The organism is Streptomyces sp. NBC_01622 (assembly GCF_045209635.1).
GTDB lineage: Bacteria > Actinomycetota > Actinomycetes > Streptomycetales > Streptomycetaceae > Streptomyces.
Window position 1 is genome coordinate 8739904 of the sequence record NZ_CP109293.1, and the last position, 26771, is coordinate 8766674.

The 26771-nt window shown below is 70.8% G+C and carries 23 protein-coding genes and 1 pseudogene; 16 read left to right on the plus strand and 8 right to left on the minus strand.

The genetic code is table 11. The features are described from left to right. The first annotated feature begins 3 nt into the window (after positions 1-3). From OH768_RS40520 to OH768_RS40535, 4 genes are all read left to right on the plus strand, one after another. Positions 4-819 carry a TlyA family RNA methyltransferase gene (locus tag OH768_RS40520; RefSeq protein WP_406461343.1) on the plus strand — a complete coding sequence of 272 codons (816 nt, stop codon included), beginning with the start codon at positions 4-6 and terminating at the stop codon, positions 817-819. Continuing rightward, positions 816-1721 (plus strand): NAD kinase, encoded by a 906-nt coding sequence (locus tag OH768_RS40525; protein ID WP_019059337.1) that lies wholly within the window; start codon positions 816-818, stop codon positions 1719-1721. Before OH768_RS40520 ends, OH768_RS40525 begins: the two co-directional genes overlap by 4 nt. 127 nt (positions 1722-1848) lie before the next feature. Further along, positions 1849-3567 (plus strand): DNA repair protein RecN, encoded by a 1719-nt coding sequence (gene recN / locus OH768_RS40530; protein ID WP_381246114.1) that lies wholly within the window; start codon positions 1849-1851, stop codon positions 3565-3567. 228 nt (positions 3568-3795) lie between these two features. Continuing rightward, positions 3796-4932, plus strand: coding sequence for a glycosyltransferase family 4 protein (locus tag OH768_RS40535; RefSeq protein WP_406461345.1), 1137 nt, complete (start codon positions 3796-3798; stop codon positions 4930-4932). 8 nt (positions 4933-4940) lie between these two features. Here the strand turns inward: OH768_RS40535 and OH768_RS40540 are convergent, their stop codons facing one another. The 4 genes from OH768_RS40540 to OH768_RS40555 all read right to left on the minus strand — a co-directional run bounded on the left by OH768_RS40540 (position 4941) and on the right by OH768_RS40555 (position 10246). After that, the gene (locus OH768_RS40540; protein ID WP_406461347.1) at positions 4941-6587 is read right to left on the minus strand and encodes a PucR family transcriptional regulator; all 1647 of its coding nucleotides are present in this window, start codon (positions 6585-6587) and stop codon (positions 4941-4943) included. 43 nt (positions 6588-6630) lie between these two features. Beyond that, entirely contained in the window at positions 6631-8013 is a 1383-nt protein-coding gene (locus tag OH768_RS40545; RefSeq protein WP_406461349.1) for an FAD-binding protein, read from the minus strand. 183 nt (positions 8014-8196) lie between these two features. Next, positions 8197-8412 carry a DUF6243 family protein gene (locus tag OH768_RS40550; RefSeq protein WP_406461351.1) on the minus strand — a complete coding sequence of 72 codons (216 nt, stop codon included), beginning with the start codon at positions 8410-8412 and terminating at the stop codon, positions 8197-8199. Between the two features lie 31 nt (positions 8413-8443). Then, positions 8444-10246, minus strand: coding sequence for a glycoside hydrolase family 15 protein (locus tag OH768_RS40555; RefSeq protein WP_406465655.1), 1803 nt, complete (start codon positions 10244-10246; stop codon positions 8444-8446). A 458-nt stretch (positions 10247-10704) separates the two neighbouring features. Here OH768_RS40555 and OH768_RS40560 point away from each other — a divergent pair, with 458 nt between their 5' ends. The 12 genes and pseudogenes from OH768_RS40560 (at position 10705) to OH768_RS40615 (ending at position 24156) form a co-directional block, all read left to right on the plus strand. Next, entirely contained in the window at positions 10705-12354 is a 1650-nt protein-coding gene (locus OH768_RS40560; protein WP_406461353.1) for a CTP synthase, read from the plus strand. Positions 12355-12448: 94 nt separating this feature from the next. After that, entirely contained in the window at positions 12449-13075 is a 627-nt protein-coding gene (locus tag OH768_RS40565) for an NUDIX domain-containing protein (RefSeq protein ID WP_406461355.1), read from the plus strand. A gap of 177 nt (positions 13076-13252) precedes the next feature. Then, positions 13253-15319 (plus strand): tetratricopeptide repeat protein, encoded by a 2067-nt coding sequence (locus OH768_RS40570; protein WP_406461357.1) that lies wholly within the window; start codon positions 13253-13255, stop codon positions 15317-15319. Between the two features lie 142 nt (positions 15320-15461). After that, positions 15462-16577, plus strand: a complete 1116-nt coding sequence (gene ald, locus OH768_RS40575) for an alanine dehydrogenase (RefSeq protein WP_388106197.1) — start codon at positions 15462-15464, stop codon at positions 16575-16577. Positions 16578-16979: 402 nt separating this feature from the next. Further along, a complete protein-coding gene (locus tag OH768_RS40580) occupies positions 16980-18116 on the plus strand; it encodes a ParA family protein (protein WP_406461359.1) in 1137 nt (378 codons plus the stop codon). Next, positions 18101-18655, plus strand: a complete 555-nt coding sequence (locus OH768_RS40585) for a hypothetical protein (protein ID WP_406461361.1) — start codon at positions 18101-18103, stop codon at positions 18653-18655. The genes OH768_RS40580 and OH768_RS40585 overlap by 16 nt, the downstream gene beginning before the upstream one ends. Before the next feature lie 18 nt (positions 18656-18673). Then, a complete protein-coding gene (locus OH768_RS40590; RefSeq protein ID WP_406461363.1) occupies positions 18674-19657 on the plus strand; it encodes a segregation and condensation protein A in 984 nt (327 codons plus the stop codon). Then, positions 19654-20310 carry an SMC-Scp complex subunit ScpB gene (scpB, locus tag OH768_RS40595; RefSeq protein WP_406461365.1) on the plus strand — a complete coding sequence of 219 codons (657 nt, stop codon included), beginning with the start codon at positions 19654-19656 and terminating at the stop codon, positions 20308-20310. Before OH768_RS40590 ends, scpB begins: the two co-directional genes overlap by 4 nt. Further along, on the plus strand, positions 20310-21488 hold the full coding sequence (locus OH768_RS40600; RefSeq protein WP_406461367.1) for a pseudouridine synthase: 1179 nt from the start codon (positions 20310-20312) through the stop codon (positions 21486-21488). The genes scpB and OH768_RS40600 overlap by 1 nt, the downstream gene beginning before the upstream one ends. Positions 21489-21632: 144 nt before the next feature. Continuing rightward, a complete protein-coding gene (locus OH768_RS40605; protein ID WP_406461369.1) occupies positions 21633-22361 on the plus strand; it encodes an NUDIX hydrolase in 729 nt (242 codons plus the stop codon). Beyond that, complete coding sequence (locus tag OH768_RS40610) at positions 22358-23380, plus strand: ADP-ribosylglycohydrolase family protein (protein WP_406461371.1); 1023 nt, start codon at positions 22358-22360, stop codon at positions 23378-23380. The genes OH768_RS40605 and OH768_RS40610 overlap by 4 nt, the downstream gene beginning before the upstream one ends. Before the next feature lie 3 nt (positions 23381-23383). Beyond that, positions 23384-24156: pseudogene (locus OH768_RS40615) on the plus strand (DNA polymerase beta superfamily protein). On the opposite strand, the gene OH768_RS40620 reads toward OH768_RS40615, so the two are convergent. The 4 genes from OH768_RS40620 to OH768_RS40635 are packed head-to-tail and all read right to left on the minus strand — an operon-like array spanning position 24082 to position 26540. Then, positions 24082-24825: a DNA polymerase beta superfamily protein gene (locus tag OH768_RS40620; protein ID WP_406461372.1), complete on the minus strand. Its 744-nt coding sequence runs from the start codon at positions 24823-24825 to the stop codon at positions 24082-24084. The pseudogene OH768_RS40615 and the gene OH768_RS40620 sit on opposite strands and share 75 nt — an antisense overlap. Before the next feature lie 21 nt (positions 24826-24846). Then, a complete protein-coding gene (locus OH768_RS40625) occupies positions 24847-25260 on the minus strand; it encodes a Rieske (2Fe-2S) protein (RefSeq protein WP_406461373.1) in 414 nt (137 codons plus the stop codon). After that, entirely contained in the window at positions 25257-25832 is a 576-nt protein-coding gene (locus OH768_RS40630) for a DUF6529 family protein (RefSeq protein ID WP_406461374.1), read from the minus strand. Before OH768_RS40630 ends, OH768_RS40625 begins: the two co-directional genes overlap by 4 nt. A gap of 27 nt (positions 25833-25859) precedes the next feature. After that, positions 25860-26540: a hypothetical protein gene (locus OH768_RS40635; protein WP_406461375.1), complete on the minus strand. Its 681-nt coding sequence runs from the start codon at positions 26538-26540 to the stop codon at positions 25860-25862. Positions 26541-26771: the final 231 nt, after the last annotated feature.

A 26771-nucleotide genomic window follows, 5' to 3' on the forward strand; every position in this document is an offset into this window, starting at 1 on the left:
AACGTGGCAGGAGTGGCACGCCGCCGTCTCGACGCCGAACTGGTGCGGCGGAAGCTCGCGCGCTCGCGGGAGCACGCGAGCCAGTTGATCGCCGCAGGGCGGGTCACCGTGGGCAGGACCGTCGCGACCAAGCCCGCCACCCAGGTGGAGACGGCGGCGGCCATCGTCGTCGTAGCGGATGACGACGACCCGGACTACGTGTCGCGGGGCGGCCACAAGCTCGCGGGCGCGCTGGAGGTCTTCGGGCCGCAGGGGCTTGTGGTCGAGGGGCGGCGGGCGCTGGACGCCGGCGCGTCCACCGGAGGCTTCACCGATGTGCTGCTGCGGGCGGGTGCCACGCAGGTCGTGGCGGTCGACGTCGGGTACGGACAACTCGCGTGGTCTCTGCAGAGCGATGAACGCGTCACCGTCAAGGACCGTACGAACGTACGCGAGTTGACGCTTGAAGCGATCGATGGGGAGCCTGTGGATCTTGTCGTGGGGGATCTGTCCTTCATCCCGCTCGGACTGGTGTTGCCCGCCCTGGTGCGGTGCACGAAGCCGGACGCGGATCTGGTGATGATGGTCAAGCCGCAGTTCGAGGTGGGGAAGGAACGGCTGGGGAGCGGCGGTGTCGTACGCAGCCCGGAACTACGGGCCGAGGCCGTGCGCGGAGTCGCCCGGCGGGCGGCCGAGTTGGGGCTCGGGGTGCAGGGTGTCACCGCCAGCCCGCTGCCCGGGCCGTCCGGGAATGTCGAGTACTTTCTGTGGCTGCGGGCCGGGGCACCCGAACTGGACCCGGCCGATGTTGACCGTGCAGTGGCGGAGGGGCCGCGTTGACACAGAACCGAGCTCGTACTGTTTTCCTCCTCGCGCACACGGGTCGCCCCGCGGCGATCCGGAGTGCCGAACTGGTGGTCAAAGGGCTCCTGCAGTCCGGCATCGGAGTGCGCGTCCTGGAGTACGAGGCACGCGACCTGCCGTTGCCCGACGAGGTGGAGACGGTCACCGAGGCCACCCCGCAGTGCCTCGAGGGCTGCGAACTGCTCATCGTCCTCGGCGGCGACGGCACGCTGCTGCGCGGCGCGGAGTTCGCGCGGGCGTCCGGGGTGCCGATGCTCGGCGTCAACCTCGGCAGCGTGGGGTTCCTCGCGGAGGCCGAGCGGGACGATCTCGACAAGGTCGTGGACCGGGTGGTCACCCGGGCCTACGAGGTCGAGGAGCGGATGACCGTCGATGTCGTCGTGCACAAGAACGGCAACATCGTGCACACGGACTGGGCGCTGAACGAGGCGGCGGTGCAGAAGGCCGGCGCCGAGAAGCTGTTGGAAGTCGTGCTGGAGATCGACGGGCGCCCGGTGACGGGGTTCGGGTGTGACGGGATCGTTTGTGCGACGCCCACCGGGTCCACGGCCTACGCGTTCTCCGCGGGTGGGCCTGTGGTGTGGCCCGAGGTGGAGGCGTTGCTGATGGTGCCGATCAGTGCGCATGCGCTGTTCGCGAAGCCGTTGGTCACGTCGCCGGATTCTGTGCTTGCCGTTGAGGTGTTGCCGCACATCCCGCCGGGGGTTTTGTGGTGTGACGGGCGGCGGACTGTCGAGTTGCCTGCTGGGGCTCGGGTCGAGGTGAGGCGGGGAGCTGTGCCTGTGCGGCTGGCTCGGCTGCATCATGCTTCGTTCACCGATCGGCTTGTCGCCAAGTTCGCGTTGCCCGTTTCGGGGTGGCGGGGGGCTCCTCAGTAGCTGCGGGCCGGTGAGGGTTGAGCGCGCAGTTCCTCGCGCCCCTCCGGGGCGCTTCCCTCGCGTGGGTGACAGGGTGCCTCGCGCTTCTCCCGCCCTACCTCGTAAGGTCTTCACCGTGCTGGAAGAGATGCGGATACGGTCGCTCGGAGTCATCGACGACGCTGTCGTCGAGTTGTCGCCGGGGTTCACCGCTGTCACGGGTGAGACGGGTGCGGGCAAGACCATGGTCGTCACCAGTCTCGGGCTGTTGCTCGGTGGGCGGGCGGACCCGGCGCTGGTGCGGATCGGGGCGAAGAACGCGGTCGTGGAGGGGCGGATCTCCGTCCCTCCGGGCGGCTCCGCCGTGCTGCGGGCCGAGGAGGCCGGTGCCGAGCTGGACGACGGGACGCTGCTCATCAGCCGTACCGTTTCCGCCGAAGGGCGGTCCCGGGCGCATCTGGGCGGGCGTTCCGTGCCGGTGGGCGTGCTCGCGGAGCTGGCCGACGAGCTGGTCGCCGTGCACGGGCAGACCGATCAGCAGGGGCTGTTGAAGCAGTCCCGGCAGCGGCAGGCGCTCGACCGGTATGCCGGGGACGCCGTCACCGGGCCGCTGGCCAAGTACGCGGAGGCGTACCGGCGGCTGCGGGCCGTCGCCGTCGAGCTGGACGAGATCACCACGCGCGCGCGGGAGCGGGCCCAGGAAGCCGACATGCTGCGGTACGGGCTCGACGAGATCGCCGGCGTGGAGCCGCGTGCCGGGGAGGACGTGGAACTGGCCGCCGAGGCCGAGCGGCTCGGGCACGCGGAGGCGCTGGCGTCCGCCGCGACGGTCGCCCACGCCGCGCTCGCCGGTAACCCCGAGGACCCCGAGGGCATCGACGCGGCGACGCTTGTCGCGGGTGCGCAGCGGGCCCTGGAGGCCGTACGGTCGCACGACTCGGCGCTGGCCTCGCTCACCGACCGGATCGGTGAGATCGGCATCCTGCTCGGCGATGTGGCGGGGGAGCTGGCGGGCTACGCCGACGACCTGGACGCCGATCCGCTGCGGCTGGCCGCCGTGGAGGAGCGGCGGGCCGCCCTCAACGCGCTCACACGGAAGTACGGCCAGGACATCGCGGCCGTGCTCGCGTACGCGGAGCAGGGGGCCGCGCGGCTCACCGAACTCGACGGCGACGACGAGCGGATCGACGAGCTGACCGCCGAGCGGGACGCACTGCGGGGTGAACTGGGCGGTCTTGCACAGGCGTTGACCGACGCCCGGACGGAGGCCGCCGAGCGGTTCGCCGCGGCCGTCACCGCCGAACTCGCCTCCCTCGCGATGCCGCACGCGCGCGTGTCGTTCGAGATCCGGCAGACCGAGGACCCGGAGGGCGTCGAGGTCGGGGGACGTGCGGTCGCCTACGGCCCGTCGGGCGTCGACGAGGTCGAGCTGCTGCTCGCCCCGCACCCCGGTGCTCCGCCGCGGCCCATCGCCAAGGGCGCGTCCGGCGGTGAGCTGTCGCGCGTGATGCTGGCCGTGGAGGTCGTGTTCGCGGGGACGGATCCCGTGCCGACGTATCTCTTCGACGAGGTCGACGCCGGTGTCGGCGGCAAGGCCGCGGTCGAGATCGGCCGGCGGCTCGCGAAGCTCGCGAAGACCGCGCAGGTCGTCGTCGTGACCCACCTGCCCCAGGTCGCCGCGTTCGCCGACCGGCAGCTGCTGGTCGAGAAGACCAACGACGGATCCGTGACCCGCTCGGGCGTGAAGGTCCTCGAAGGCGAGGACCGCGTACGGGAGTTGTCCCGGATGCTGGCCGGCCAGGAGGACTCGGAGACGGCCCGGGCCCACGCGGAGGAGTTGTTGGCGACGGCGAGGGCAGACGGCTAGGGCGGGCTCGTCGTTCAGGAGGAGTGCGGGCCTCACTCGTACGGGTGACATGCCCCGCCCGTGTTGCCCTCTCGTACGGCCTCCGGGCTTTTCTGTGTTGCCGGAACACCCGTACGTACTGGCATCCTTGAGTTGGAACGCGTAGGAAGCGTGCGGTACACCCCCACCGCACGATCCTTATGTACTTTCTTCGTGACCGCCCGTCGCCGAACCAGGAGCCCCGGCCACGTGACCCCCGTGAGCAGCCACTCACCGCACGGCCAGTCGCCGCTGCGCACCGTGCAGGTGCTCGGCGGGGGCAACGCCGATAGCAGCGCGCATGTGCGCTCCCTGGCCTCCGGGCTCGTCGCGCGGGGCGTGCGGGTCACGGTGTGCGCCCCCGTCGAGGCCGATCACACCTACGACTTCACGGGCGCCGGCGCCGACCACGTACACGTCCCGCGCAGCAGCGACCCGGCCTCCGTGGCCGCACTCCGGGCCGCCTGCGCCGACGCCGACCTCGTGCACGCGCACGGACTGCACGCCTCCTTCCGCGCCGTCCTCGCGCTCAGCGGCCGTCGGACGCCCCTCGTGGTCACCTGGCACCACCGCGCGCACGTCGAGGGAGCGCGCGCCCATCTGCTGCGGCTGCTGGAGCGGCGGGTCGTCAAGGCCGCCGTCGTGGTCCTCGGCGCCACGTCCGATCTCGTCGACCGGGCGCGTCGGACCGGCGCCCGGGACGCGCGGCTCGCCGCCGTCGCGCTGCCGGGGCCGCGCAAGACCGTCGAGTACGAGGATCCCGACCGGCTGCGCCCCAAGCTCCGCGCCGAACTCGGCGCCACCGACCGCCCGTTGCTCGTCGCCGTCGGCTCGCTCGACCGGCAGCGCGGCTACGACACCCTCCTGGACGCCTCGCGCGGCTGGTGCCGCCTCGATCCGACGCCGCTGCTCGTGATCGCGGGGGAGGGGCCGCTGCGGGCCGAGCTGCAGCGGCGGATCGAGGACGAGGAACTGCCGGTCCGGCTCGTCGGGCGCCGCGACGACGTGGGCGAACTGCTCGCCGCCGCCGACCTCGCGCTCCTGCCCAGCAGTTGGGAGTCCCGCTCGGTGATCGCCCAGGAGGCCCTCCACGCCCGCGTCCCGCTGGTCGCGACCGCCGTCGGCGGCATCCCCGAACTCGTCGGCGACGCCGCCGAACTCGTGCCCTACGGCGATGCGAAGGCCCTCTCCGACGCGGTCACCGGCCTGCTGCGCGACCCCGAACGCCGGGACCTGCTCCGGGAGAAGGGCGTCCGACAGGCGTCCACCTGGCCCACCGAGGACGAGACCGTCGCCCAAGTCCTCAGCGTCTACGACGAGTTGACCCAGCCCTTGCCGCTGACCTGAGAGCTGGCCTAGGGCACGAGCCTGCGCGCCCGCAGCGCGAGGCTCAACGCCAGTACCGTCTGCGGGTCTTCGAGGTCCGTGCCCAGCAACTCGCCGATCCGGGCGAGCCTGTTGTAGAGGGTCTGCCGGTTGAGATGCAGTTCGCGGGCGGTCTCCGCCTTGCGGCCCGCGTGCGCCAAGTACGTTTCCAGGGTGGGGAGAAGGGGCGGCTTGGAGCGGTTGTCGTGGTCGCGGAGCGGGCCGATCGCCCGGTCCACGAAGGCCGCCAGGTCGGGATGGTCGCGCAGTCGCCACAGCAGCAGCTCGATGTCCAGGCGCCGGGCGTCGTACCACGGGCGGTCGGACAGGCCCTGCGCCGCCGTCGCCGTCTCGGCCGCGTGCCGCAGCCCCGCCGACGCCGCCGCCCAGCCGCCGGCCACCCCGACGACCACGATCGGCGGCTGTGCGCCAGGGCGTTGCATCCCGGCCCGCTCCACGCCCGCCCGTAGTGCCGCCGCGACCCGGTCCGCGACCGCCGACCGCTCCGACTCCGAGCGCAGGCCGAGCAGGAGCGGGACCCGGCCCTCGACCGGTCGTACGCCGAGCAGGACCGGGACCCCCACCGAGGCCAGTTCCTCGGCGACCGCGCGGGCCAGTACCGCCCAGCCGCCGCCGGGTGCGGCCAGCGCGTCGCCCAGCCGCATCACCACGGGGAGCAGGGGGCTGGTGCCGGGCTTGAAGCCCAGTACGCGGGCCTGGGCCGGGGCGTCCTCGGCGGCGATGCGGCCCTCGGCGAGGTCGGTGAGGAAGTCGCCGCGTCCGCGGGCCGCGAGCTCCTCCTCCTGGCGGGCCTGCATCAGGACCACGGCGAGGATGCCGGCGGCCCGTTCGGCGGCGATGCGGTGCACGGGGGCGAGGGGAGCGCGGACCGGGAGGAGGACGATCCGCGCGCGGACCGAACCCGTGCCGGGGCCGCCCCCGGGTACATCCACCAGCACCGAACCGGCGGGCGGCGAGCCGTCCTTGTGCTGGCCGCGCAGCCCATCCCACACCTGGAGCGGGTCGGCGCCCTCGGGCCCGGACCCCGCGGCGTAAAGGAGTTGGCCGTCCGGGGTCTCCAGGAAGACCGGGTTGTCGCTGAAGTCGGCCAGGATGCCCAGGACTTGGGGGATTCCGCCGCCGCCGAGCAGGGCCTCCGTACAGCGGCGGTGGACCTCCTCGGCCTGCTGGAGCAGTGCGTAGTGGCCGTTGACGATCTCGGTGTGGATCTCCTCGGTGACCGCCACGAACGGCACCTCGCGGTGCAGCTGGACCAGCGGGAGACCGGTCGCCCGAGCCGTCTCGACGAGGGTGGCGGGCAGCCGGGTGAAACGCGGGCCGAGTTCGACGACCAGGGCCGCGATGCCCCGCTCGGCGAGGGTGCGGACGAACGCGCGCTGTTCCGCCGGGCGCGTACCGAGGCCGTAGCCCGTGGTCAGGAGCAGTTCGCCGCCCTTGAGGAGGGAGGCGATGTTCGGGACCTCGCCCGCGTGCACCCAGCGCACGGTCCGCTGCAGCCGGTCGGCGCCCGCCAGGATCTCCGGCAGCCCGCTGCGCAGCCCGGGCAGCTCCAGCGCCCGCTGAACGGTGATCCCGGCGCCCTGGCTGTCGAATGCGCTGTCCGTACGGCTGTCCATGCAGCGGACGCTACCTGCGCGGAAGCCCTCTGCACATCTCGGGCTAGGCCGGCGTGATGTTGTGGTTGAAGCGGAAAACGTTGTCGGGGTCGTACTCCCGCTTCACCGCCGCGAGCCGCCGGGTGTTCTCGGCGCCCAGGCCCGCCGTCACCCGGTCCGTGCCCTCGTCGCCGATGAAGTTGAGGTAGGCCGCGCCGGTGCTCCAGGGCCGGACCCGGGCGCGGACGTCCCTGACCCACGCGATGCAGCGTTCGTCGTCGGCCGGGTCCTCCCACATGCCGAAGGGGTGCACGGCCCAGGGCGCGTTCCGGAACGGCAGCGGGTACTCGGCGGGCCCGGACGCGATCGCGCCACCCTGTGGGAACAGCGCATGCTGGGTGCCCGTGGGGACCGGCATGCTCTCGCCGAGGGCGCAGAAGACGTCCGTGAACTCGTCGGGCGCGCCCGTCAGATACTCGGCCGACCAGTAGTTCCGCATACCCGGCGGATCGTCGAACATCGTCTGGAACACGGCGTAGGGCAGCGCGGTGACGATCTCGATCTCGTGCGGCAGGGCCAGCAGCGGCTGGGCGAGCTTGCGCATGTCCTCCTCGGCACCGACGTAGGTGATCAGCGCGCCGCACAGCCGTCTGCCGACCAGGTGCTCGGGGACGAACTCCTCGGGCGGGGCGGTCAGATAGATGACTCTGCCGCTCGCCTCGTGCGGGCCGGTCTCGATGATCTCGCGGTAGGTGCGGATGACGTCGGGGCCGTGCTCGGGTTGGTACATCACCAGGGCGATGGAGAACTCGGGCAGCTCGTGCAGTCTCAGGGTGAGCGCGGTGGCGATGCCGAAGTTCCCGCCGCCGCCGTGCAGCGCCCAGAACAGCTCGGGGTTCTCCTCGGCGCTCGCGTGGACCACTTGCGCGTCGGCGGTCACCAGGTCCACGCCGAGCAGGTTGTCGACGGCGAGACCGAAGGCGCGGTCCAGCCAGCCGGTGCCGCCGCCCAGGACGAAGCCGCCGACACCGGTGGTGGAGACCCGGCCGCCGGTGGTGGCGAGACCGTGTTCCTGGGTCGCGCCGTTCAGTTCGGTCATGGTGGCCCCGCCCGCGATCCGTATTGCCCGGGCCGCGGGATGGATCGTCACCTCGCGCATATGGCGCAGGTCCACGACGAGTGCCCCGTCGCCCAGTGCCATGCCGGCGACGCTGTGGCCGCCGCCGCGCACCGCGATCGGCAGGTCCAGTTCGCGCCCGAAGCGCACGGCCCGTACGACATCGGCCTCGTCCACGCACTGGGCGATCACGGCCGGACGCCGGTCGATCATCGCGTTGAAGACGACACGGGCGTCGTCGAAACCCTGATCCCCCGGGGCGAACACGTCGCCGACCAGATCCTCGCGCAACGCGGTGAGAGCCGCGCTCGCCGTCGAGAGGGAAGCCATGGCCGCCTCCCTTTCAGAAAAGGGGCTTTTGTCCGCTTCCAGCCTAGGCGGGTGCGGTGCGGCGGTCGCGCCGGGCCGCCGCACCGCACCAAGCCGTAAGGACCAGCCGCCGTACGCCCCGGACGCCGTACGACGCAGGGCCCGGACCGCGTGTCACGGTCCGGGCCCTGCTGCTGCGGTACGTCAGCTCTTTGCGGTGTCGTCGCCCGCCTGCCCGGCGGCCTCAGCCGCGGCTGCCTTCTCGCGCATCTTGCGCACCAGCTCCGCCTTCTGGTCGGCTGCACCCTGGCGGTCGAGGTTGCGGTGCGGACCGTGGTTCTGCCGTTCGGCGCGGGACAGCTTCTTGCGCTGACCGCCGCCCATGCCCACGGGGTTGTTGATGTTCTTGCTCACGGTCACGGGTTCTCCCGGTAGTGATGTGAAGTGGGGGTCAGCCGCCGTAGGCCCCCGAAGCTGTCAGCCGCAGCGCCGTGTCGATCAGCGGCACGTGGCTGAAGGCCTGCGGGAAGTTGCCGACCTGGCGTTGCAGGCGCGGGTCCCACTCCTCGGCCAGCAGGCCCAGGTCGTTGCGGAGCGATAGCAGCTTCTCGAAGAGCTTGCGGGCCTCGTCCACGCGGCCGATCATCGCGAGGTCGTCCGCCATCCAGAACGAGCAGGCCAGGAAGGCGCCCTCGTCGCCGGGGAGGCCGTCGACGCCCTCGTCGGTGCCCGAGGTCGGGTAGCGCAGGATGAAGCCGTCCGGCGTGGACAGCTCGCGCTGGATCGCCTCGATCGTGCCGATCACGCGCTTGTCGTCGGGAGGCAGGAAGCCCATCTGCGGGATGAGCAGCAGCGAGGCGTCCAACTCCTTCGAGCCGTACGACTGCGTGAAGGTGTTGCGCTCCTTGTCGTAGCCGCGCTCGCACACGTCCCGGTGGATGTCGTCGCGCAGTTCGCGCCACTGCTCCAGCGGGCCGTCCGCGTCGCCCGACTCGATCAGCTTGATCGTGCGGTCGACCGCGACCCAGGCCATCACCTTCGAGTGCACGAAGTGGCGACGCGGGCCGCGCACCTCCCAGATGCCCTCGTCCGGCTCGTCCCAGTGCTTCTCCAGGTAGCGGATCAGCTTGAGCTGGAGCAGGGAGGCGTAGTCGTTGCGGGCCAGGCCGGTCATGTGAGCCAGGTGCAGGGCCTCGGTGACCTCGCCGTAGACGTCGAGCTGGAGCTGGTGCGCGGCGCCGTTGCCGACCCGGACCGGGCCGGAGTTCTCGTAGCCGGGCAGCCAGTCGAGCTCCGCCTCGCCGAGCTCGCGCTCGCCGGCGATGCCGTACATGATCTGCAGGTTCTCCGGGTCGCCGGCGACCGCGCGCAGCAGCCACTCGCGCCAGGCGCGGGCCTCCTCGCGATAGCCGGTGCGCAGGAGGGAGGAGAGGGTGATGGCCGCGTCGCGGAGCCAGGTGTAGCGGTAGTCCCAGTTGCGGACGCCGCCGATCTCCTCCGGGAGGGAGGTGGTGGGCGCGGCGACGATGCCGCCGGTCGGGGCGTACGTGAGGGCCTTGAGGGTGATCAGGGAGCGGACGACGGCCTCGCGGTACGGGCCGTGGTACGTGCACTGGTCGACCCAGTCGCGCCAGAAGTCCTCCGTGGCCTCCAGCGACTGCTCCGGCTCCGGGAGCGGCGGCGGCTGCTTGTGCGAGGGCTCCCAGGAGATCGTGAACGCGATGCGGTCACCGGGCGCGACGGTGAAGTCGGCGTACGTCGTGAGCTGCTTGCCGTAGGTCTCCGCGGATGTGTCGAACCACACGGAGTCGGGGCCCGCGACGGCGACCGTGCGGCCCTCGTGCTTGTGCACCCAGGGGACGACCCGGCCGTAGGAGAAACGCATCCGGAGGGCCGAGCGCATCGGGACGCGGCCCGAGATGCCTTCCACGATGCGGATCAGCTGGGGGGCGCCGTCGCGAGGGGGCATGAAATCGGTCACGCGGACCGTGCCTCGCGGGGTGTCCCACTCCGACTCCAGGATCAGCGAGTCGCCGCGGTAGCCGCGCCGGGCCGCGGTGGGCGGCGGCGCGTCGGAGGCGTGGGCCGGGCCCAGCCGCCAGAAGCCGTGTTCCTCGGTGCCCAGCAGACCGGCGAAGATGGCATGGGAGTCGAATCGGGGCAGGCACAGCCAGTCCACCGTGCCGTCCCGGCAGACCAGGGCAGCGGTCTGCATGTCTCCGATGAGTGCGTAATCTTCGATGCGCCCGGCCACGTGCAACTCCAGTCGAACGGCCACGTCGCCCCACGGAAAGGGGGCGGTCGCTGTGTGCGGTCAAGGGATCGTTTGTAGTGCGTCGTTGAGCCATGAAGCAAATGGGGGTCGTTGCCCAAGGGGCTGACGAGCTCTCGTTGTTCCGGGATGTACGGGCGGGGGTGGTGCCGTGTTCCGGACCGGCTCGGCAGCGAGTGTCCGAGCAGGATACGACGCACGTAGATGATCTGTGTGCCGCTCTCGCCAACGGACCTGGGCCGAACGGGTGAGCAACGGGTGAGAAGCAGGTAACCAGGGCGCGTCTGTGTCGACGCGAGTGACCTGTGTGGCGAGGCGAGTGCGGAGGGTGGCCGGAAGCCATCTCGTCCGGGCGCTGATACCCTGGTAGCCCGTGGACCGGTGGGCACAAAACCCCCGACCGCAACTCGAACCGCGACCACGGGAGCCCCCTCTTGGCCATGCCGCCCAAATCCACGACGACCAAGCACATCTTCGTCACCGGGGGTGTCGCCTCCTCACTCGGCAAGGGCCTCACCGCCTCCAGCCTCGGCATGCTCCTCAAGGCGCGGGGCCTGCGCGTCGTGATGCAGAAGCTCGACCCGTATCTGAACGTCGACCCCGGCACGATGAACCCCTTCCAGCACGGTGAGGTGTTCGTCACCAACGACGGCGCCGAGACCGACCTGGACATCGGCCACTACGAGCGTTTCCTCGACCGCGACCTGGACGGCAGCGCCAACGTCACCACCGGCCAGGTCTACTCGACGGTCATCGCCAAGGAGCGTCGCGGCGAGTACCTGGGCGACACCGTGCAGGTCATCCCGCACATCACCAACGAGATCAAGCACCGCATCCGGCGGATGGCGACCGACGAGGTCGACGTCGTCATCACCGAGGTCGGCGGCACGGTCGGCGACATCGAGTCGCTGCCGTTCCTGGAGACGGTCCGCCAGGTCCGCCACGAGGTCGGCCGGGACAACGTGTTCGTTGTGCACATCTCGCTCCTGCCGTACATCGGCCCCTCGGGAGAGCTGAAGACGAAACCGACCCAGCACTCGGTTGCGGCCCTGCGGAACATCGGTATCCAGCCGGACGCGATCGTGCTGCGCTCGGACCGTGAGGTGCCGACCGCGATCAAGCGCAAGATCTCGCTGATGTGCGACGTCGACGAGGCCGCCGTGGTCGCCTGCCCCGACGCCCGCTCGATCTACGACATCCCCAAGACCGTGCACAGCGAGGGCCTGGACGCCTATGTCGTCCGCAAGCTGGACCTGCCGTTCCGTGATGTGGACTGGCGGACCTGGGACGACCTGCTCGACCGCGTCCACAACCCGCTGCACGAGATCAACCTCGCGTTGGTCGGCAAGTACATCGACCTGCCCGACGCCTACCTCTCGGTCACCGAGGCCCTGCGCGCCGGCGGCTTCGCCAACAAGGCCCGCGTGAAGATCAAATGGGTCACCTCGGACGACTGCAAGACCCCGGCCGGCGCCGCCAAGCAGCTCGCCGACGTCGACGCGATCTGCATCCCCGGCGGCTTCGGCGACCGCGGTGTCTCCGGCAAGGTCGGCGCCATCCAGTACGCCCGCGAGCACAAGATCCCGCTGCTCGGCCTCTGCCTGGGCCTGCAGTGCATCGTCATCGAGGCCGCGCGCAACCTGGCCGGCATCGCGGACGCCAACTCCACCGAGTTCGACGCGGCCACCGGCCACCCCGTCATCTCCACCATGGCCGAGCAGCTCGACATCGTCGCCGGCGAGGGCGACATGGGCGGCACCATGCGCCTGGGCATGTACCCGGCCAAGCTCGCCGAGGGCTCGATCGTGCGCGAGGTGTACGACGGCAAGGAGTACGTCGAGGAGCGGCACCGTCACCGCTACGAGGTCAACAACGCCTACCGCGCCGAGCTGGAGAAGAAGGCCGGGCTCCAGTTCTCCGGCACCTCCCCGGACGGCAAGCTCGTCGAGTACGTCGAGTACCCGCGCGAGGCGCACCCCTACCTCGTCGCCACCCAGGCCCACCCCGAGCTCCGCTCCCGCCCGACCCGGCCGCACCCGCTCTTCGCGGGCCTGGTCAAGGCGGCCGTGGCACGCAAGACGGGCAAGTAGTACGAGGGTTGTACGGTGACCGGGGTGCGCGCCTTCAAGAGGTGTGCACCCCGGTTTCTTTTGTAATGCAGGCACGTGCGCGGGAGGACAGGGCATGACCATCAAGGACACCCCGGAGGAGTGGGAGATCCGGGCGACCGCGACCCCCTTCGTCGGCAACAAGACCTCTGTGCGCACCGACGAGGTGGTCATGCCCGGCGGCGCGGTCGTGCACCGCGACTACCAGGTCCACCCCGGCTCCGTGGGCGTCCTCGCCCTCGACGAGGAGGACCGGGTGCTGCTCATCAAGCAGTACCGCCACCCCGTGCGGCAGAAGCTGTGGGAGATCCCGGCCGGACTGCTCGACGTCTCCGGGGAGAACCCGCTGCACGCCGCACAGCGCGAGCTGTACGAGGAGGCGCACGTCAAGGCCGGGGACTGGCGGGTGCTGACCGACGTCTACACCACGCCCGGCGGCTGCGACGAGGCCATCCGCATCTTCCTCGCCCGCGATCTCTCCGAGGCCGATGGACAGCGCTTCGAGGTCGAGGACGAGGAGGCCGACATGGAGCACGCGCGCGTGCCCCTCGACGAGTTGGTCCGCGGGGTGCTCGCGGGCGACCTGCACAACAACTGCCTCGTCGTCGGCGTCCTCTCCCTGGTCGCCGCCCGGCACGGCGACGGCGTCGACGCCCTCCGCCCCGCCGAGGCGCCGTGGCCCGCGCGTCCTTTCGAGTCCTGAAGCCAATCCAACCCTCTTCTCCCTTCGGCCCTTTGGTGTGACGATCGGCTGATCCGATCGGGGGATGCGCCCGCCGCGCTCCGCACGGTTCGTCGCAGAGCGTGAACTAGGCTCTGGAATTGCCCGATCCGGAGTCCCGGCGGGCTATGCGCGTGCAGTGGGACGGGAGTGTGGCCCGTGACGGATCAGGCGGTGGACACAGATGGCGTGAAGCTGTCCGAGGACACTTCTGCCGAGGGCCAATTCCTGGGCCGCGCAAGAGAGTTGAAGGAGCTGCGGGCCGACATCGAGCGCGCGGGCCTGGACACCATCGCCGGCCGGAAGGCGCCCCGCGCGCGCGTCCTGCTCATCGCGGGCAAGCCCGGCTCAGGACGTACCGCCCTCGCCCGTGAACTCGTCCGGCAGGTCGCTGACCGTTACGACCACGGTGTGCTCCGGGCCCGGCTCAGCGAGCCCGACGGCACCCCTGTCCCCACCGAGCGCACCGCCCGCGAACTGCTCACCGCCCTGGAACTGCCCACCCCGGCCGGCGCCTCCGAGGACGACCTCTCGGACATCCTGCGCGCCGCCCTCGCCGACCGGCGGGCGCTGCTCCTGCTCGACGACGCGGCCGACGCCGAACAGGTCGACGCGCTCCTTCCGGACACCCCGGACTGCCTGGTCGTCGCCGTCTCCGGCGGCCCGCTCACCGGCATCGCCGACGTCCGCCCCTGCACCCTGGGCGGCCTCGACATCAAGTCCGCCCTGGAACTGCTCACCCGCTACACCGGCGCGGTCCGCATCACCGTCGACCCGCTCGCGGCCGAGGGCCTGGTCGAGGTCTGCCGGGCCCAGCCCGCCGCGCTGACCCTGGCAGGCGGCTGGCTCGCCGCCCGCCCGCAGGCCGCCGTGGCGGACCTCGCCAAGCACCTGCACGCCGAGAGCGACGAGGGCACCCCGCTGAGCCGCGTCTTCCGGCTCGTCTACGGCTCGCTGCCCAACCCCGCCGCCCGGATACTGCGACTGCTCTCCCTCGCCCCGGCCGGCCTGGTCGACCCGCAGACCGCCTCCGCGCTCGCCGGCTGCTCCGTCAACGGCGCCCGCGCCGCCCTGGACGACTTCGTCACCGCGGGCCTGCTGCGCGCCCTGGACTCCCCGCTGCCGCAGTACGAGGTCCCCGGCTGCCTCCAGCCCCTGCTGCGCGCCCTCGCCGAGACCCAGGACCGCCCGGCCGAACTCCAGCTCGCCCGCGCCCGCATGCTGGAGCGGACCGTACGGCTGCTCCAGTCCTGCCGTGCCATCACCGAGACCGACAGCCCCCAGGCCCGCGAAAAACTCCTCGGCATGCCCAGCGCGCTGCGCTTCCCGACCCCCAGGGCCGCCGCCGACTGGCTGCGCGTCCGCCGGCCCGCCCTGCTGGCCTCCGCCCGGCTCGCGGTCGCCGACGGCGAACTGGACACGCTGGCCCGCCGGTTGATGTCCCAGCTGGTGCGGGCGATGGTCGCCCACTTCGGCACGCAGGCCGCCGCCCCCGAGCTCTACGGCATCCACCGCCTCGTCCTCGACGTGGCCGAGCGGCGCGACCTGCCCCGAGAGAAGGCCGCCGCGCTGCTGAACCTCGCCGATCTGGACGCGCAGACCGGCCGTACGACCGAGGCGCTGGCCCGCTACCGGGCCGCGCTGGACGCCGGACGGGAAGCAAATGACCCGTATGCGACCGGCCGCGCGATGGAATCCGTAGGCGGCGCGCACCAGGAGCTCGGCGACTACGACCGGGCCGCCGACTGGTTCGGCCGCGCGCTGGCCCAGCGGCTCGCCCGGGACGAGCGCGCGGAGGCCGCCCGGCTGTACGGCCGGATCGCCGCCGCGCACACCTACGCGGGCCGCTACGGCGAGGCGCTGAGGAACTGGCGGGCGGCCGTCGCCGGGTACCGCAAGAACGGCGATGTGCCCGCCCAGGCACGGACGTTGAGCGAGCTGGCGCGGGTCCAGGAGTACGCGGGCCGCCCCGAGGAGTCGCTGCTCACCTGCCACGAGGCCGTCGAGTGGGCGCGCCGCGCCGAGGACGTACGGCTGCAGGCGGCGCTGCAGCTGCGGCTGGCCGACACCCTCGACCGGCTGGGGGACCCGGCGTCCGCCGCGCTGCACCGCGGCACGGCCGAACGGATGCTCGGCGAGGAGCTCCCGGAGGGTGATCCCGCCCCCGAATCCCTGGAACATGACGCTAACGCCTGCGAAATCCGTAGTACATCCGCTGAAGATTGATGCATTGAAAGGCTAGACACCGAGAACGCCTTCATTAAACTGGCTCTGCCGCACCTTCTCCTGCGGTCTCCCGGTGCGCTCACGCATGTCCGGGTATGAGATGCATTGCCCCACACCCTCTGAGCCAAGGACCGTGATCGACGTGAAGGTCGGCATCCCCCGCGAGGTCAAGAACAACGAGTTCCGGGTGGCCATCACACCCGCCGGCGTGCACGAGCTGGTGCGCCACGGCCACCAGGTCCTCATCGAGCAGAACGCCGGCGTCGGCTCCTCGATCCCGGACGACGAGTACGTGGCGGCGGGTGCGAAGATCCTCGCCACCGCCGACGAGGTCTGGGCCACCGCCGACCTGCTGCTCAAGGTCAAGGAGCCCATCGCCGAGGAGTACCACCGCCTCCGCAAGGACCAGACGCTCTTCACCTACCTGCACCTGGCCGCCTCCAAGGAGTGCACCGACGCGCTCATTGAGTCCGGCACCACCGCGATCGCCTACGAGACCGTCGAGCTGCCCGGCCGCGCTCTCCCGCTGCTCGCCCCGATGTCCGAGGTCGCGGGCCGCCTCGCCCCGCAGGTCGGCGCCTACCACCTGATGCGCTCGGTCGGCGGCCGTGGCGTGCTCCCCGGCGGCGTCCCCGGCACACAGCCCGCGCGGGCCGTCGTCATCGGCGGCGGTGTCTCCGGCTGGAACGCCACGCAGATCGCCGTCGGCATGGGCTTCCACGTCACGCTGCTCGACCGCGACATCAACAAGCTCCGCGAGGCCGACAAGGTCTTCGGTACCAAGGTCCGGGCGATCATGTCCAACTCCTTCGAGCTGGAGAAGGCCGTCCTGGACGCCGACCTCGTCATCGGCGCGGTGCTCATCCCGGGCGCCAAGGCCCCGAAACTGGTCACCAACGAACTCGTGTCGCGCATGAAGCCCGGAAGTGTGCTTGTCGACATCGCGATCGACCAGGGCGGCTGCTTCGAGGACTCGCGTCCGACCACCCACGCCGAGCCGACCTTCCCGGTCCACAACTCGGTCTTCTACTGCGTCGCCAACATGCCCGGCGCGGTGCCGAACACGTCCACCTACGCGCTCACCAACGCCACGCTCCCGTACATCGTGGAGCTCGCCAACCGCGGCTGGGTCGAGGCGCTGCGACGTGATCCTGCTCTCGCCAAGGGCCTCAACACCCATGACGGCAAGGTGATTTACCGCGAGGTCGCGGAGGCGCACGGACTGGAGCATGTCGAGCTGGAATCGCTGCTCGGCTGACTCTGTCGACTAAGTCACCGTTCAGCAAAAGGCGATACCTCAACACAGGTCGTCAACACCGCACGCCCGGCCGGACCTTGCTCGACAGGTCCGGCCGGAAGTGTGTGTATGGTCACTTTGCGGCACTCGGTCAACTCGCGCTGAACGTAACCCTTGAACCGATTCGTGCACCGGTGAAACCTGTCGTGCGACTGCCGTACGCCCTTGACAGAGGGATGTTTCATTGCCGACACATCGGGCCGGGTCCGGCGGATTGTGTTGCTGCGAACACCCGACACGCCATAGAGTCGCCGAACGTCGGCATGGTGCCACGCTGACCTATCGAGAAATTCCCTGGTCACCAAGGAGGTAAGACGACTTGTGAATGAGTCGACATTTTCTCCCGGGGGTGGTCAACCAGGAATGCCTGCAAAGGGCCAGGAGCCCGCGGGGTTCGAGGCTGTCGGCTCCGTCGCGGTGCGTACCTTCGCAGCCCACCAGGGTCACCACAAGTCAGGGGTGACCCAGCCAGCACACCAGAGCATGGATGGCCATCACGTGAACGCCACGGCCGGCGACGGAAGGGGCGCGCCCCGCAACCAGTTCGCCGACTTCGACGAACTGCCCGACGGGCACTTCTACGACCCCGACGCCGAGTACGAGCCCGATCCCGAGTACGCGGCCACACTCGCGCCCGACGCCGCCCGCCAGCGCCGTGAGCGCGTGGGCCCGACCGGACGCCCACTGCCCTACTTCCCGATCCCGGGTCCGCTGACCAGTCACGGCCCCGCGACGATCGTCGCGATGTGCAACCAGAAGGGCGGCGTCGGCAAGACCACGTCGACCATCAACCTGGGTGCCGCGCTCGCGGAGTACGGCCGGCGCGTGCTGCTCGTCGACTTCGACCCGCAGGGCGCGCTGTCGGTCGGACTGGGCGTCAATCCCATGGAGTTGGACCTCACCGTCTACAACCTGCTCATGGAGCGGGGCATGTCGGCCGACGAGGTGCTTCTCAAGACAGCTGTCCCGAACATGGACTTGCTGCCCAGCAACATCGACTTGTCGGCCGCCGAAGTGCAGTTGGTTAGCGAGGTCGCGCGCGAGTCCACCCTGCAGCGGGCGTTGAAGCCGCTGATGGCCGACTACGACTACATCGTGATCGACTGCCAGCCCTCACTCGGCCTGCTCACCGTGAACGCCCTGACGGCGGCTCACAAGGTGATAGTGCCGCTGGAGTGCGAGTTCTTCGCGCTGCGTGGTGTCGCGCTGCTGACGGAGACCATCGAGAAGGTCCAGGAGCGGCTCAACCCGGAGTTGGAACTCGACGGCATCCTCGCCACGATGTACGACTCCCGCACCGTGCACAGCCGTGAGGTGCTCGCCCGAGTGGTCGAGGCGTTCGACGATCACGTCTACCACACGGTCATCGGGCGCACGGTGCGCTTCCCGGAGACCACGGTCGCCGGTGAGCCGATCACCACGTACGCCTCCAACTCCGTCGGTGCCGCCGCCTATCGCCAGCTCGCCAGGGAGGTGCTCGCCCGGTGTCACGCCGAGTGAGTCTGCCGGGGGCCGACGAACTGTTCCGTACGACAGGGGGGATGGCGCTCCAGGCGTCCAGCCCCAGGCGCCAGTCCAACGGCGAGGCACGGGTGCCGGCTCCGGCGGGGGAGAGCGACGGTACCGCCGCCGGGGAGGACGCCCCGCAGTCCGTACCCGCGCAGGGCGGTGACGGCGAGGGCGCGGAGCATGTCGCGGCCGACGCCGACGCGGGCGAGTCCCGCAGCCGGGCCGTGGACGGCTCCGTACGACGTCAGGAGGCGCAGGAAGGTTCTGCCGCCGGACAGCCCCGCAAACGCGGCCGACAGCCCGCCCAGCGGCGTCCCAGCGGGCGGGAGCGGCACGACGAGAAAATCACCGTGTACGTCTCCGCCGAGGAACTGATGGACCTGGAGCACGCCCGTCTGGTGCTCCGGGGCGAGCACGGCCTCGCGATCGACCGCGGCCGGATCGTCCGCGAGGCGGTCGCCGTCGTCCTGGCCGATCTGGAGTCCCGGGGGGACGCGAGCATTCTCGTCCGCCGGCTTCGCGGGCGGTAGCGGTAGCCTGCGGGGGCCATGACCTCGAACGACGCTCCCGCCGCCGGCGCACCCGCCGGACGTCGGCGTGCGCTCGGGAAAGGGCCGGGTGCGGCTCCGGAGCCGGAGCCCGAGGTCGTCGTAGCAGAAGTGATTGTCGACGAAGTCGCGGACGAAGTCGCTGAAGAACCCGACGACGGGGTCTTCAAGGTGCGGCTCGCCAACTTCGAGGGGCCCTTCGATCTGCTGCTCCAGCTGATCTCGAAGCACAAGCTCGATGTCACCGAGGTGGCGCTGTCCAAGGTCACCGACGAGTTCATGGCGCACATCAGGGCGATGGGGCCTGATTGGGATCTCGATCAGACGACAGAGTTCCTTGTCGTCGCGGCGACCCTGCTGGACCTGAAGGCGGCCCGGCTGCTGCCCGCCGCCGAGGTCGAGGACGAGGCCGACCTGGCGCTGCTGGAGGCCCGGGACCTGCTGTTCGCGCGGCTGCTGCAGTACCGGGCGTACAAGCAGATCGCCGAGATCTTCAACCGGCGCCTCGACGAGGAGGCCCGGCGCTACCCCCGTACCGTCGGGCTCGAACCGCACCACGCCGAGCTGCTGCCCGAGGTGGTCATCAGGATCGGCCCGGAGGGCTTCGCCAGGCTCGCCGTGAAGGCGATGCAGCCCAAGCCCAAGCCGCAGGTTTACGTCGACCACATCCATGCGCCGCTGGTCAGCGTGCAGGAGCAGGCCGGGATCGTGGTGGCTCGGCTGCGGGAGCTCGGCGAGGCCAGCTTCAGCGTGCTCGTCGACGACACCGACGACACCCTGACCGTCGTGGCGAGGTTCCTGGCGCTGCTGGAGCTGTACCGGGAGAAGGCCGTCGCCCTCGACCAGGAGACCGCGCTCGGTGATCTGATCGTGCGCTGGACGGGCGGGGAGGGGGAGGCCGAGCCCGTGGTCACGGACGAGTTCGACCGGCCGCCCGAGGTGCCCAAGGAGACCCCCAAGGAGACCAAGGAGGAGTCGGCGTGAGCGAGGAGACCACGGGAGTACCGGCGAGCCCGTCCGCCGTCGCGGATCTCGACCTCAAGCCCGCCCTGGAGGCCGTCCTGATGGTCGTGGACGAGCCCGCGACCGTGGAGCACCTCGCGAAAATACTCCAGCGGCCCAAACGGCGGATCGCGGACGCGTTGCGCGAGCTGGCCGACGAGTACACCGTCCAGGGGCGCGGTTTCGAGCTGCGGCTGATCGCCGGGGGCTGGCGTTTCTACTCCCGGCCGGAGTACGCGCCGGCCGTAGAGGGCTTCGTCCTGGACGGCCAGCAGGCCCGGCTCACCCAGGCGGCGCTGGAGACCCTGGCGGTCGTCGCGTACCGCCAGCCGGTCAGCCGCAGCAGGGTCTCGATGGTCCGCGGAGTCAACTGCGACGGTGTGATGCGCACCCTGTTGCAGCGGGGTCTGGTCGAGGAGGCGGGCACGGAACCCGAAACAGGTGCGATCCTGTACACGACGACGAACTACTTTCTGGAGCGGATGGGCCTGCGAGGCCTGGACGAGCTCCCGGAGCTCGCGCCCTTCCTCCCTGAGGCCGAGGCGATCGAGGCGGAGACGCTGGAAGGGGTCCCGTCGTTCGATCCGGATGCACCGGATGCAGATGCAGACGACACGACGACGACGGAACTTTGATGCGAAGCAGTGGCAGTGGCAGCGGTAGTGGCAGGAACAGCGGGCGCGGCAACCCCCGCGGGACCGGTGGGGGCGGCAATCCCCGGGGTTCCGGCGCGGGTGGCAGCTCCCGGGGTTCCGGTGCGGGCAGCTCCCGTGGGGGCGGCTCCCAGCCGAGGGGCGCGGGCGGCGCGGGAGGCCGCGACGACAAGCCGAAGCGCGCCGGCAAGCCGCGTCCTGAGGAGCGGCGCTACGACGTAGGCCCCACGGGGTCCCACGAAGGCCCCAAGTCAGGGCGCGGTGCCGCCGCGCGCGGCGGTGCCAAGGGCGGCCCCAAGCAGGGCCAGAGCACCGGGCGCGGGCGCTGGGCGCCGGCGACCTCGCGTGAGTACGACGCGCGGGCCGAGGAGCGCAACCGGGAGCGGTACGCGGGCAAGAAGGACGTGAAGCTGCCCAAGACCTTCCCGGGCGCCGAGCAGGAGGGCGAGCGGCTGCAGAAGGTCCTCGCGCGCGCGGGCTACGGCTCCCGGCGCTCCTGCGAGGAGCTGATCGAGCAGTCCCGCGTCGAGGTCAACGGCGAGATCGTGGTCGAGCAGGGGCTGCGGGTCGATCCCGAGCACGACGAGATCAAGGTCGACGGGCTGACGGTGGCGACGCAGTCGTACCAGTTCTTCTCGCTGAACAAGCCCGCCGGTGTCGTCGCGACGATGGAGGACCCCGAGGGCCGGCAGTGCCTCGGCGACTACGTCACCAACCGGGAGACGCGCCTCTTCCACGTCGGGCGGCTCGACACCGAGACCGAGGGTGTGATCCTGCTCACCAACCACGGCGAGCTGGCGCACCGGCTGACCCACCCCAAGTACGGCGTGAAGAAGACCTACCTCGCGCACATCGTGGGCCCGATCCCGCGCGATCTGGGCAAGCAGCTGAAGGACGGCATCCAGCTGGAGGACGGGTACGCGCGTGCGGACCACTTCCGGGTCGTCGAGCAGACCGGCAAGAACTACCTGGTCGAGGTGACCCTCCACGAGGGCCGCAAGCACATCGTCCGCCGCATGCTCGCCGAGGCCGGCTTCCCGGTCGACAAGCTGGTGCGGGTCTCCTTCGGCCCGATCACCCTGGGCGACCAGAAGTCGGGCTGGCTGCGACGGCTGTCGAACACCGAGGTCGGCATGCTGATGCAGGAAGTCGATCTGTAGAGCGTGGGTCGAGTGCGGCCGGTTCCGGGTTCTCCGGGGCCGGCCGTTCCGTTTTCCTCGTCTCGTTTTCGTGGGGTGCGGGGGGTTGTGCGGGGCGACGATCGCTCTTTATAGTCGAACTGACTATTAACGGGGTGGATCACCATGACCGCAACACCGGCCTACGACAAGTACGCCTTCGAACCCTTCGCCGTCACCGCCGACCTCGCCGTCCTCACGATCCGCGCGGGCGCCCTGCACGTCCTGCTCGTCGAGCGCGGACAGGAGCCCTACGCCGGACACTGGGCGCTGCCCGGTGGCTTTGTGGCGCCCGACGAGTCCGCCGAGACGGCCGCCCGGCGTGAACTCGCCGAGGAGACCGGCCTGTCGGACGTCTCCGGGCTGCATCTGGAGCAGCTGCGCACCTACAGCGAGCCCGACCGCGACCCCCGGATGCGGGTCGTCACCGTCGCCTTCGCCGCACTGCTGCCCGACCCGCCCGAGCCGCGTGCGGGCAGCGACGCGGCGCAGGCCCGCTGGCTGCCGTACGACTCGCTCGGGCCGCTCGCCTTCGACCACGACCGGATCCTGGCCGACGCGCACGAACGGGTGGGCGCCAAGCTGGAGTACAGCTCCCTCGCCACCGCCTTCTGCCCGCCCGAGTTCACGCTCGGGGAGCTGCAGCAGGTCTACGAGACCGTGTGGGGCGCCGAGTTGGACCGCCCCAACTTCCGCCGCAAGGTGCTCGCCACGCCCGGTTTCGTCGAACCGGTGCCGGGCGGCGCCAAGTTGACCGGCGGTCGCGGCAAGCCGGCCGCGCTGTACCGCGCCGGGACCGCCACCACCCTGTACCCGCCGCTGCTCCGCCCGACCCGGGAAGGAAACCCCGCATGACCACGACCAGTGTCCGCAAGCGTGCCGCCACCGGAGCCCTGACGGGCCTCGCTCTCGGGGACGCGCTCGGCTTCCCGACCGAGTTCAACGCCGTACCCGAGATCCTCGCCAAGTGCGGTCCCTGGCGGCAGATGGAACTGCCGAGGCCGGCGATCGTCACCGACGACACGCAGATGACCCTGGCGTTGGGGCGCGGGCTGCGAACCGCCATGGACCGGGGGCTGCTTGGGCCCAAGCGGATGGAACGGCCGGTGCGCGAGGAGTTCGTGGACTGGTACCTGTCGCCGGACAACAACCGTGCCCCCGGCCGGACTTGCCTCGTCGCCTGCAACCTGCTGAAGGCCGAGGACCGGCTCTGGCAGGACGCCAGCCAGATCGGTTCGAAGGGCTGCGGGGCCAACATGCGCGTCGCGCCGGTCGGGCTCGTCCCGGGGCTGAGCGACGAACAGCGGTCCGGCGCCGCCCAGTTGCAGTCCGCGCTCACCCACGGCCACCCGACCGCACTCGCCGCCTCCGACCTCACCGCGCACGCCGTACGGCTGCTCGCGCAGGGCGCCGAGCCGACCGGACTGGTCGGGCTGCTGCGGTCGTACGCCCTGGAGAACCGCACCCGCTACCACCACCGCTGGCTCGGCGACCTGTGGACCCGGAGCCAGGACCCCACGCCCGAGCGCTTCATCGCGCGCGGCTGGGACGACTGCCTGGAGATCCTGGACCGCCTCCAGGACGCCGTACGCGCCAACTCCCCGGAGACCGACCCGTGTCTGGCCACCGGCGCGGGCTGGATCGCCGAAGAGGCCCTGGCGACCGGCCTGTTGTGCTTCCTCCTCTTCGTCGAGGAGCCCGTGACAGCCCTGCGCCGGGCCGCCTGCACCTCTGGCGACTCCGACTCGATCGCCTGTCTCACAGGGGCCTTCGCGGGCGCGCACCTCGGCGCGGACGCCTGGCCCGGGGAGTGGGCGGAGCGGATCGAGTACCGGGGCGACCTGCTGGCACTCGGGGCGCTCTGGGACGCTTGACCGGTGATCGACGTTCTGGACATCGACCTCAAACCCGTGGTGGCGGAGCAGCCCGGCCCGCTGCTCTTCGCCACGGTCTCCGGCGCGCACCTCTACGGCTTCCCGTCCCGCGACTCGGACGTGGACCTCAGGGGTGTGCACCTGCTGCCGACCGCCGAACTCGTCGGTCTGCGCGAGCCGGACGAGACCCGGTCGAAGATGTGGCTGCGGGACGGCGTCGGGATGGACCTCGTCACCCACGACCTGCGCAAGTTCGTACGGCTGATGCTGCGGCGCAACGGCTATGTGCTGGAGCAGCTGTTGTCGCCGCTCGTCGTGCACACCACCGACGCCCACCGGGAGCTGGCGGCGCTCGCGCCGGGTGTCCTCACCAGTCATCACGCCCATCACTACCGGGCCCGCCGCGGAGCGGCTGATGTCAACGCGCCACCACCCAGTGGCGGCGCTTCGAGAAGACCGGCGAACTCAAGCCGCTGCTCTACACGTTCCGGGTACTGCTCACCGGCATCCATCTGATGCGCAGCGGCGAGGTGCAGGCCCATCTGCCCACGCTCGTCGGGGAGGTCGAGGCTCCGTCGTATGTGACGGAGCTGATCGCGGTGAAGGCCGAGCGTGAGCACGGGGCCGCCGAGGTCGACCACGCGCGGGTGCGGGCCGACATCGAGCGTCTGCACGGCGAACTGGACGCGGCCCAGGGGGCGTCAGCGCTCCCGGACGCCCCGAGTACGTACGACGCCCTGCACGAGTTCGTCGTCCGGGTCCGGCTGGAGGGCTGAGGCGCGGCGGACCCGGATCAGGAAGTCCTCCACCCGGCGCCGGTCCGGTTCCGGTGGGAGGGGGGTGCGGGCCGCCGCCTCGTCCGTCTCCGTCGCCAGCCGGGTCATCCACGACTCGACCTCCGGCCACGGGAGTTCGCCGCGTTTGACGGCCAGCAGGGGGTCGCGCTGGTCGCCCACATCGATCGTGAGGTTGCCCGTGCGGAGCAGGTCGCGGGCGCTCATCAGCAGGCGCAGCAGATGCATCGCGTGTTTCCAGCGGGGCGCGCCGTGCAGGCGGATGTCCGCCTCCAGCTTCCTGCGCTGGCCCAACGCATAGCGCGTGAAGGTCTCGTGGACCCGACGGGAGAGGAACGCGCCGCGCAGGGCGAGGAGTTCACGGCCCGTGTCGTCGACGTGCTCGACGTGCGGGGAGTGGAGGCACTCCAGGACGTTGGGGTTCGCGCGCAGGGCCAGTTCGCAGAAGCGCTCCAGCTCCCAGCTGAACTGCTCCTCCGCCGGGCCCTCCACATGCGTCGGCGGCTTCTCGAAGCGCCAGAACAGGGGAGTGGGGGCGAGGAACACGCCCCGGCGGTCGGTGTCGCTGCCCTCCGTCGCCAGGCCGAAGGCGCGCGACCCCATCACGCAGGCGTAGATCGTGTGGTCGCGGACCAGGGACTCGGGGTGCATTCCGGGAGCGTACGCGGCAGGTCAGGCCAGGCGGATCGAATTTCCCTCCAGCGTGATCTGCTCCGCCGGCAGCGGCTTCGGTGCCGGGCCGCCCGCGACCGAACCGTCCGCGATGTCGAACTTGCTGCCGTGGCAGGGGCAGTCGATGGTGCCGTTCGCGATGGCGCTCACCGTGCAGCCCTGGTGGGTGCAGATCGCCGAGAAGGCCTTGAACTCGTCCTTCTTCGGCTGGGTCACCACGACCTTCTGGGCCTTGAGGATCTTGCCGCCGCCGACCGGGATGTCGGAGGTTTTCGCCAACTCCTGGCCGCCGGAGGCTTTTACGGACGACGAGCCCGAGGAGTTGTTGCTGTCGCCGTACTTGCTGCATCCGGCGGCGAGCGTGGCGGCCGCACCCGTCACGAGAACCGTGCGGCGCGTTGAGCTGTCGGTCATGTACTCACTCCGAAGGTGCGGAAGAACCAGAGGGCGGATGTCAGCCAGAGCAGGGTGAGGCCGGTGAAGACCAGCCCGCCGACGAGCGGCAGCAGCCAGCCGGGGAGGCGCTCCGAGCGGAGCAGCAGCATCTTGGCACTGAAGGCACCGAAGAACAGGCACCCCAGGGCGGAATGCCACATCACGCGTGTCGAGTACGTCTGGTAGCCGAACGCGTAGAGGCAGTGCACCGCGACCGGCACCGCCACGAGGAACGCGATCCGCCCCGACCAGCGGTGCAGGGTCGCCGACCAGCTGGGGCCGGGCAGTTTGCCGTAGACCATGAAGGCCGAGACGACCTGGACGAGGGCGAAGAAGAACGCGGTCGTCGCGAGCCAGGACTTCACCGCGCCCGTGCTGCTGAAGCCGGCGAGGTTGAAGGCGGTGCCGGCCGGGTCGTGGACCTTGCCGTAGACGCCGAGTCCGACGGCCACGGCCGCGGCCACCAGGGCCGGGACCAGATAGCGCGCGGGGCTGTCGCGACGGTGCGGCGGTGGGAAGGCCTGGGTGGCGGCGTTCGGGTCGGCGGTCATGATCGGCTCCCTGAGGCGGATGGTGGGTCAGGGGGTGACGGGTTCTGCCGTGAGCTGCTGTCCGTCGACCGTGACCGCGCCGGTCTCCGGGTCGATACGGGGTGCGGCGGCGGCCTTGCCGTCGCGGGTGACGATGCCGGTCTGGCGGCCGTTGGGCAGGACGATCCAGCCGCCGTCGATCTTGGCGCCGCGCACCTTGGCCGTGGCACGCCACAGTCCGGACGGCTTGACGGCCTTGTCGGCGGTGAACGCGTACTTCCGGCCCTCGTCCTTGACGGTGCCGCGGATCTTCGTGCCCTGCTGGAGCTTTCCGTCGAGTACGGCGCCGTTCGGTGCGGTGAGTTTCATCGTGCCGTCGTCCGCGACCGGGCCGCGCAGCCAGGCCTCCTTGTAGCGGCCGTCGCAGAAGTACGCGACCGCCTTGCCGTCGCGGATCGTCACGGCGACCGAGGCGGCGTCGTCGTCGGTGCGGCCGGCGTAACTGGCGTTCGGCACGGCCGACTTGGACGGTGTCGGGCTGGGCGTGACGGTCGGAGTCGGCGTCGGTGACGCGGGCGCCGATTTCTTCGTGGACGGCGACGCCGACGGCGATGCCTCGCTGTACGAGGACGACGCGGTCTTCGTTCCCGACGTCGCGTTGAGTGTGAGCATGAACAGGCCCAGCACCAGGCCCGCCAGAAGTGTGAGCAGTGGTCCAGGACGCTTCATTACTGTCCTCCCCCGAGGCGAGCTACCTGCCCATGAGAGCGGACTCGGGGCCGTGGGTAAAGAGGCATACCGGGATGATCTCACCCCAAGTAGCGGAACAGAATGATTCAGGTGACATTGGCAGGGTTCGCGAGGCCCGCTCCGGCCCGTCTCAGGGGGCGGGCGCCGGGCACCCGTACCGGACGGGCTGACTAGGCTGGATGTGCGGAGAGCCGGGTTGTACATCAGCGA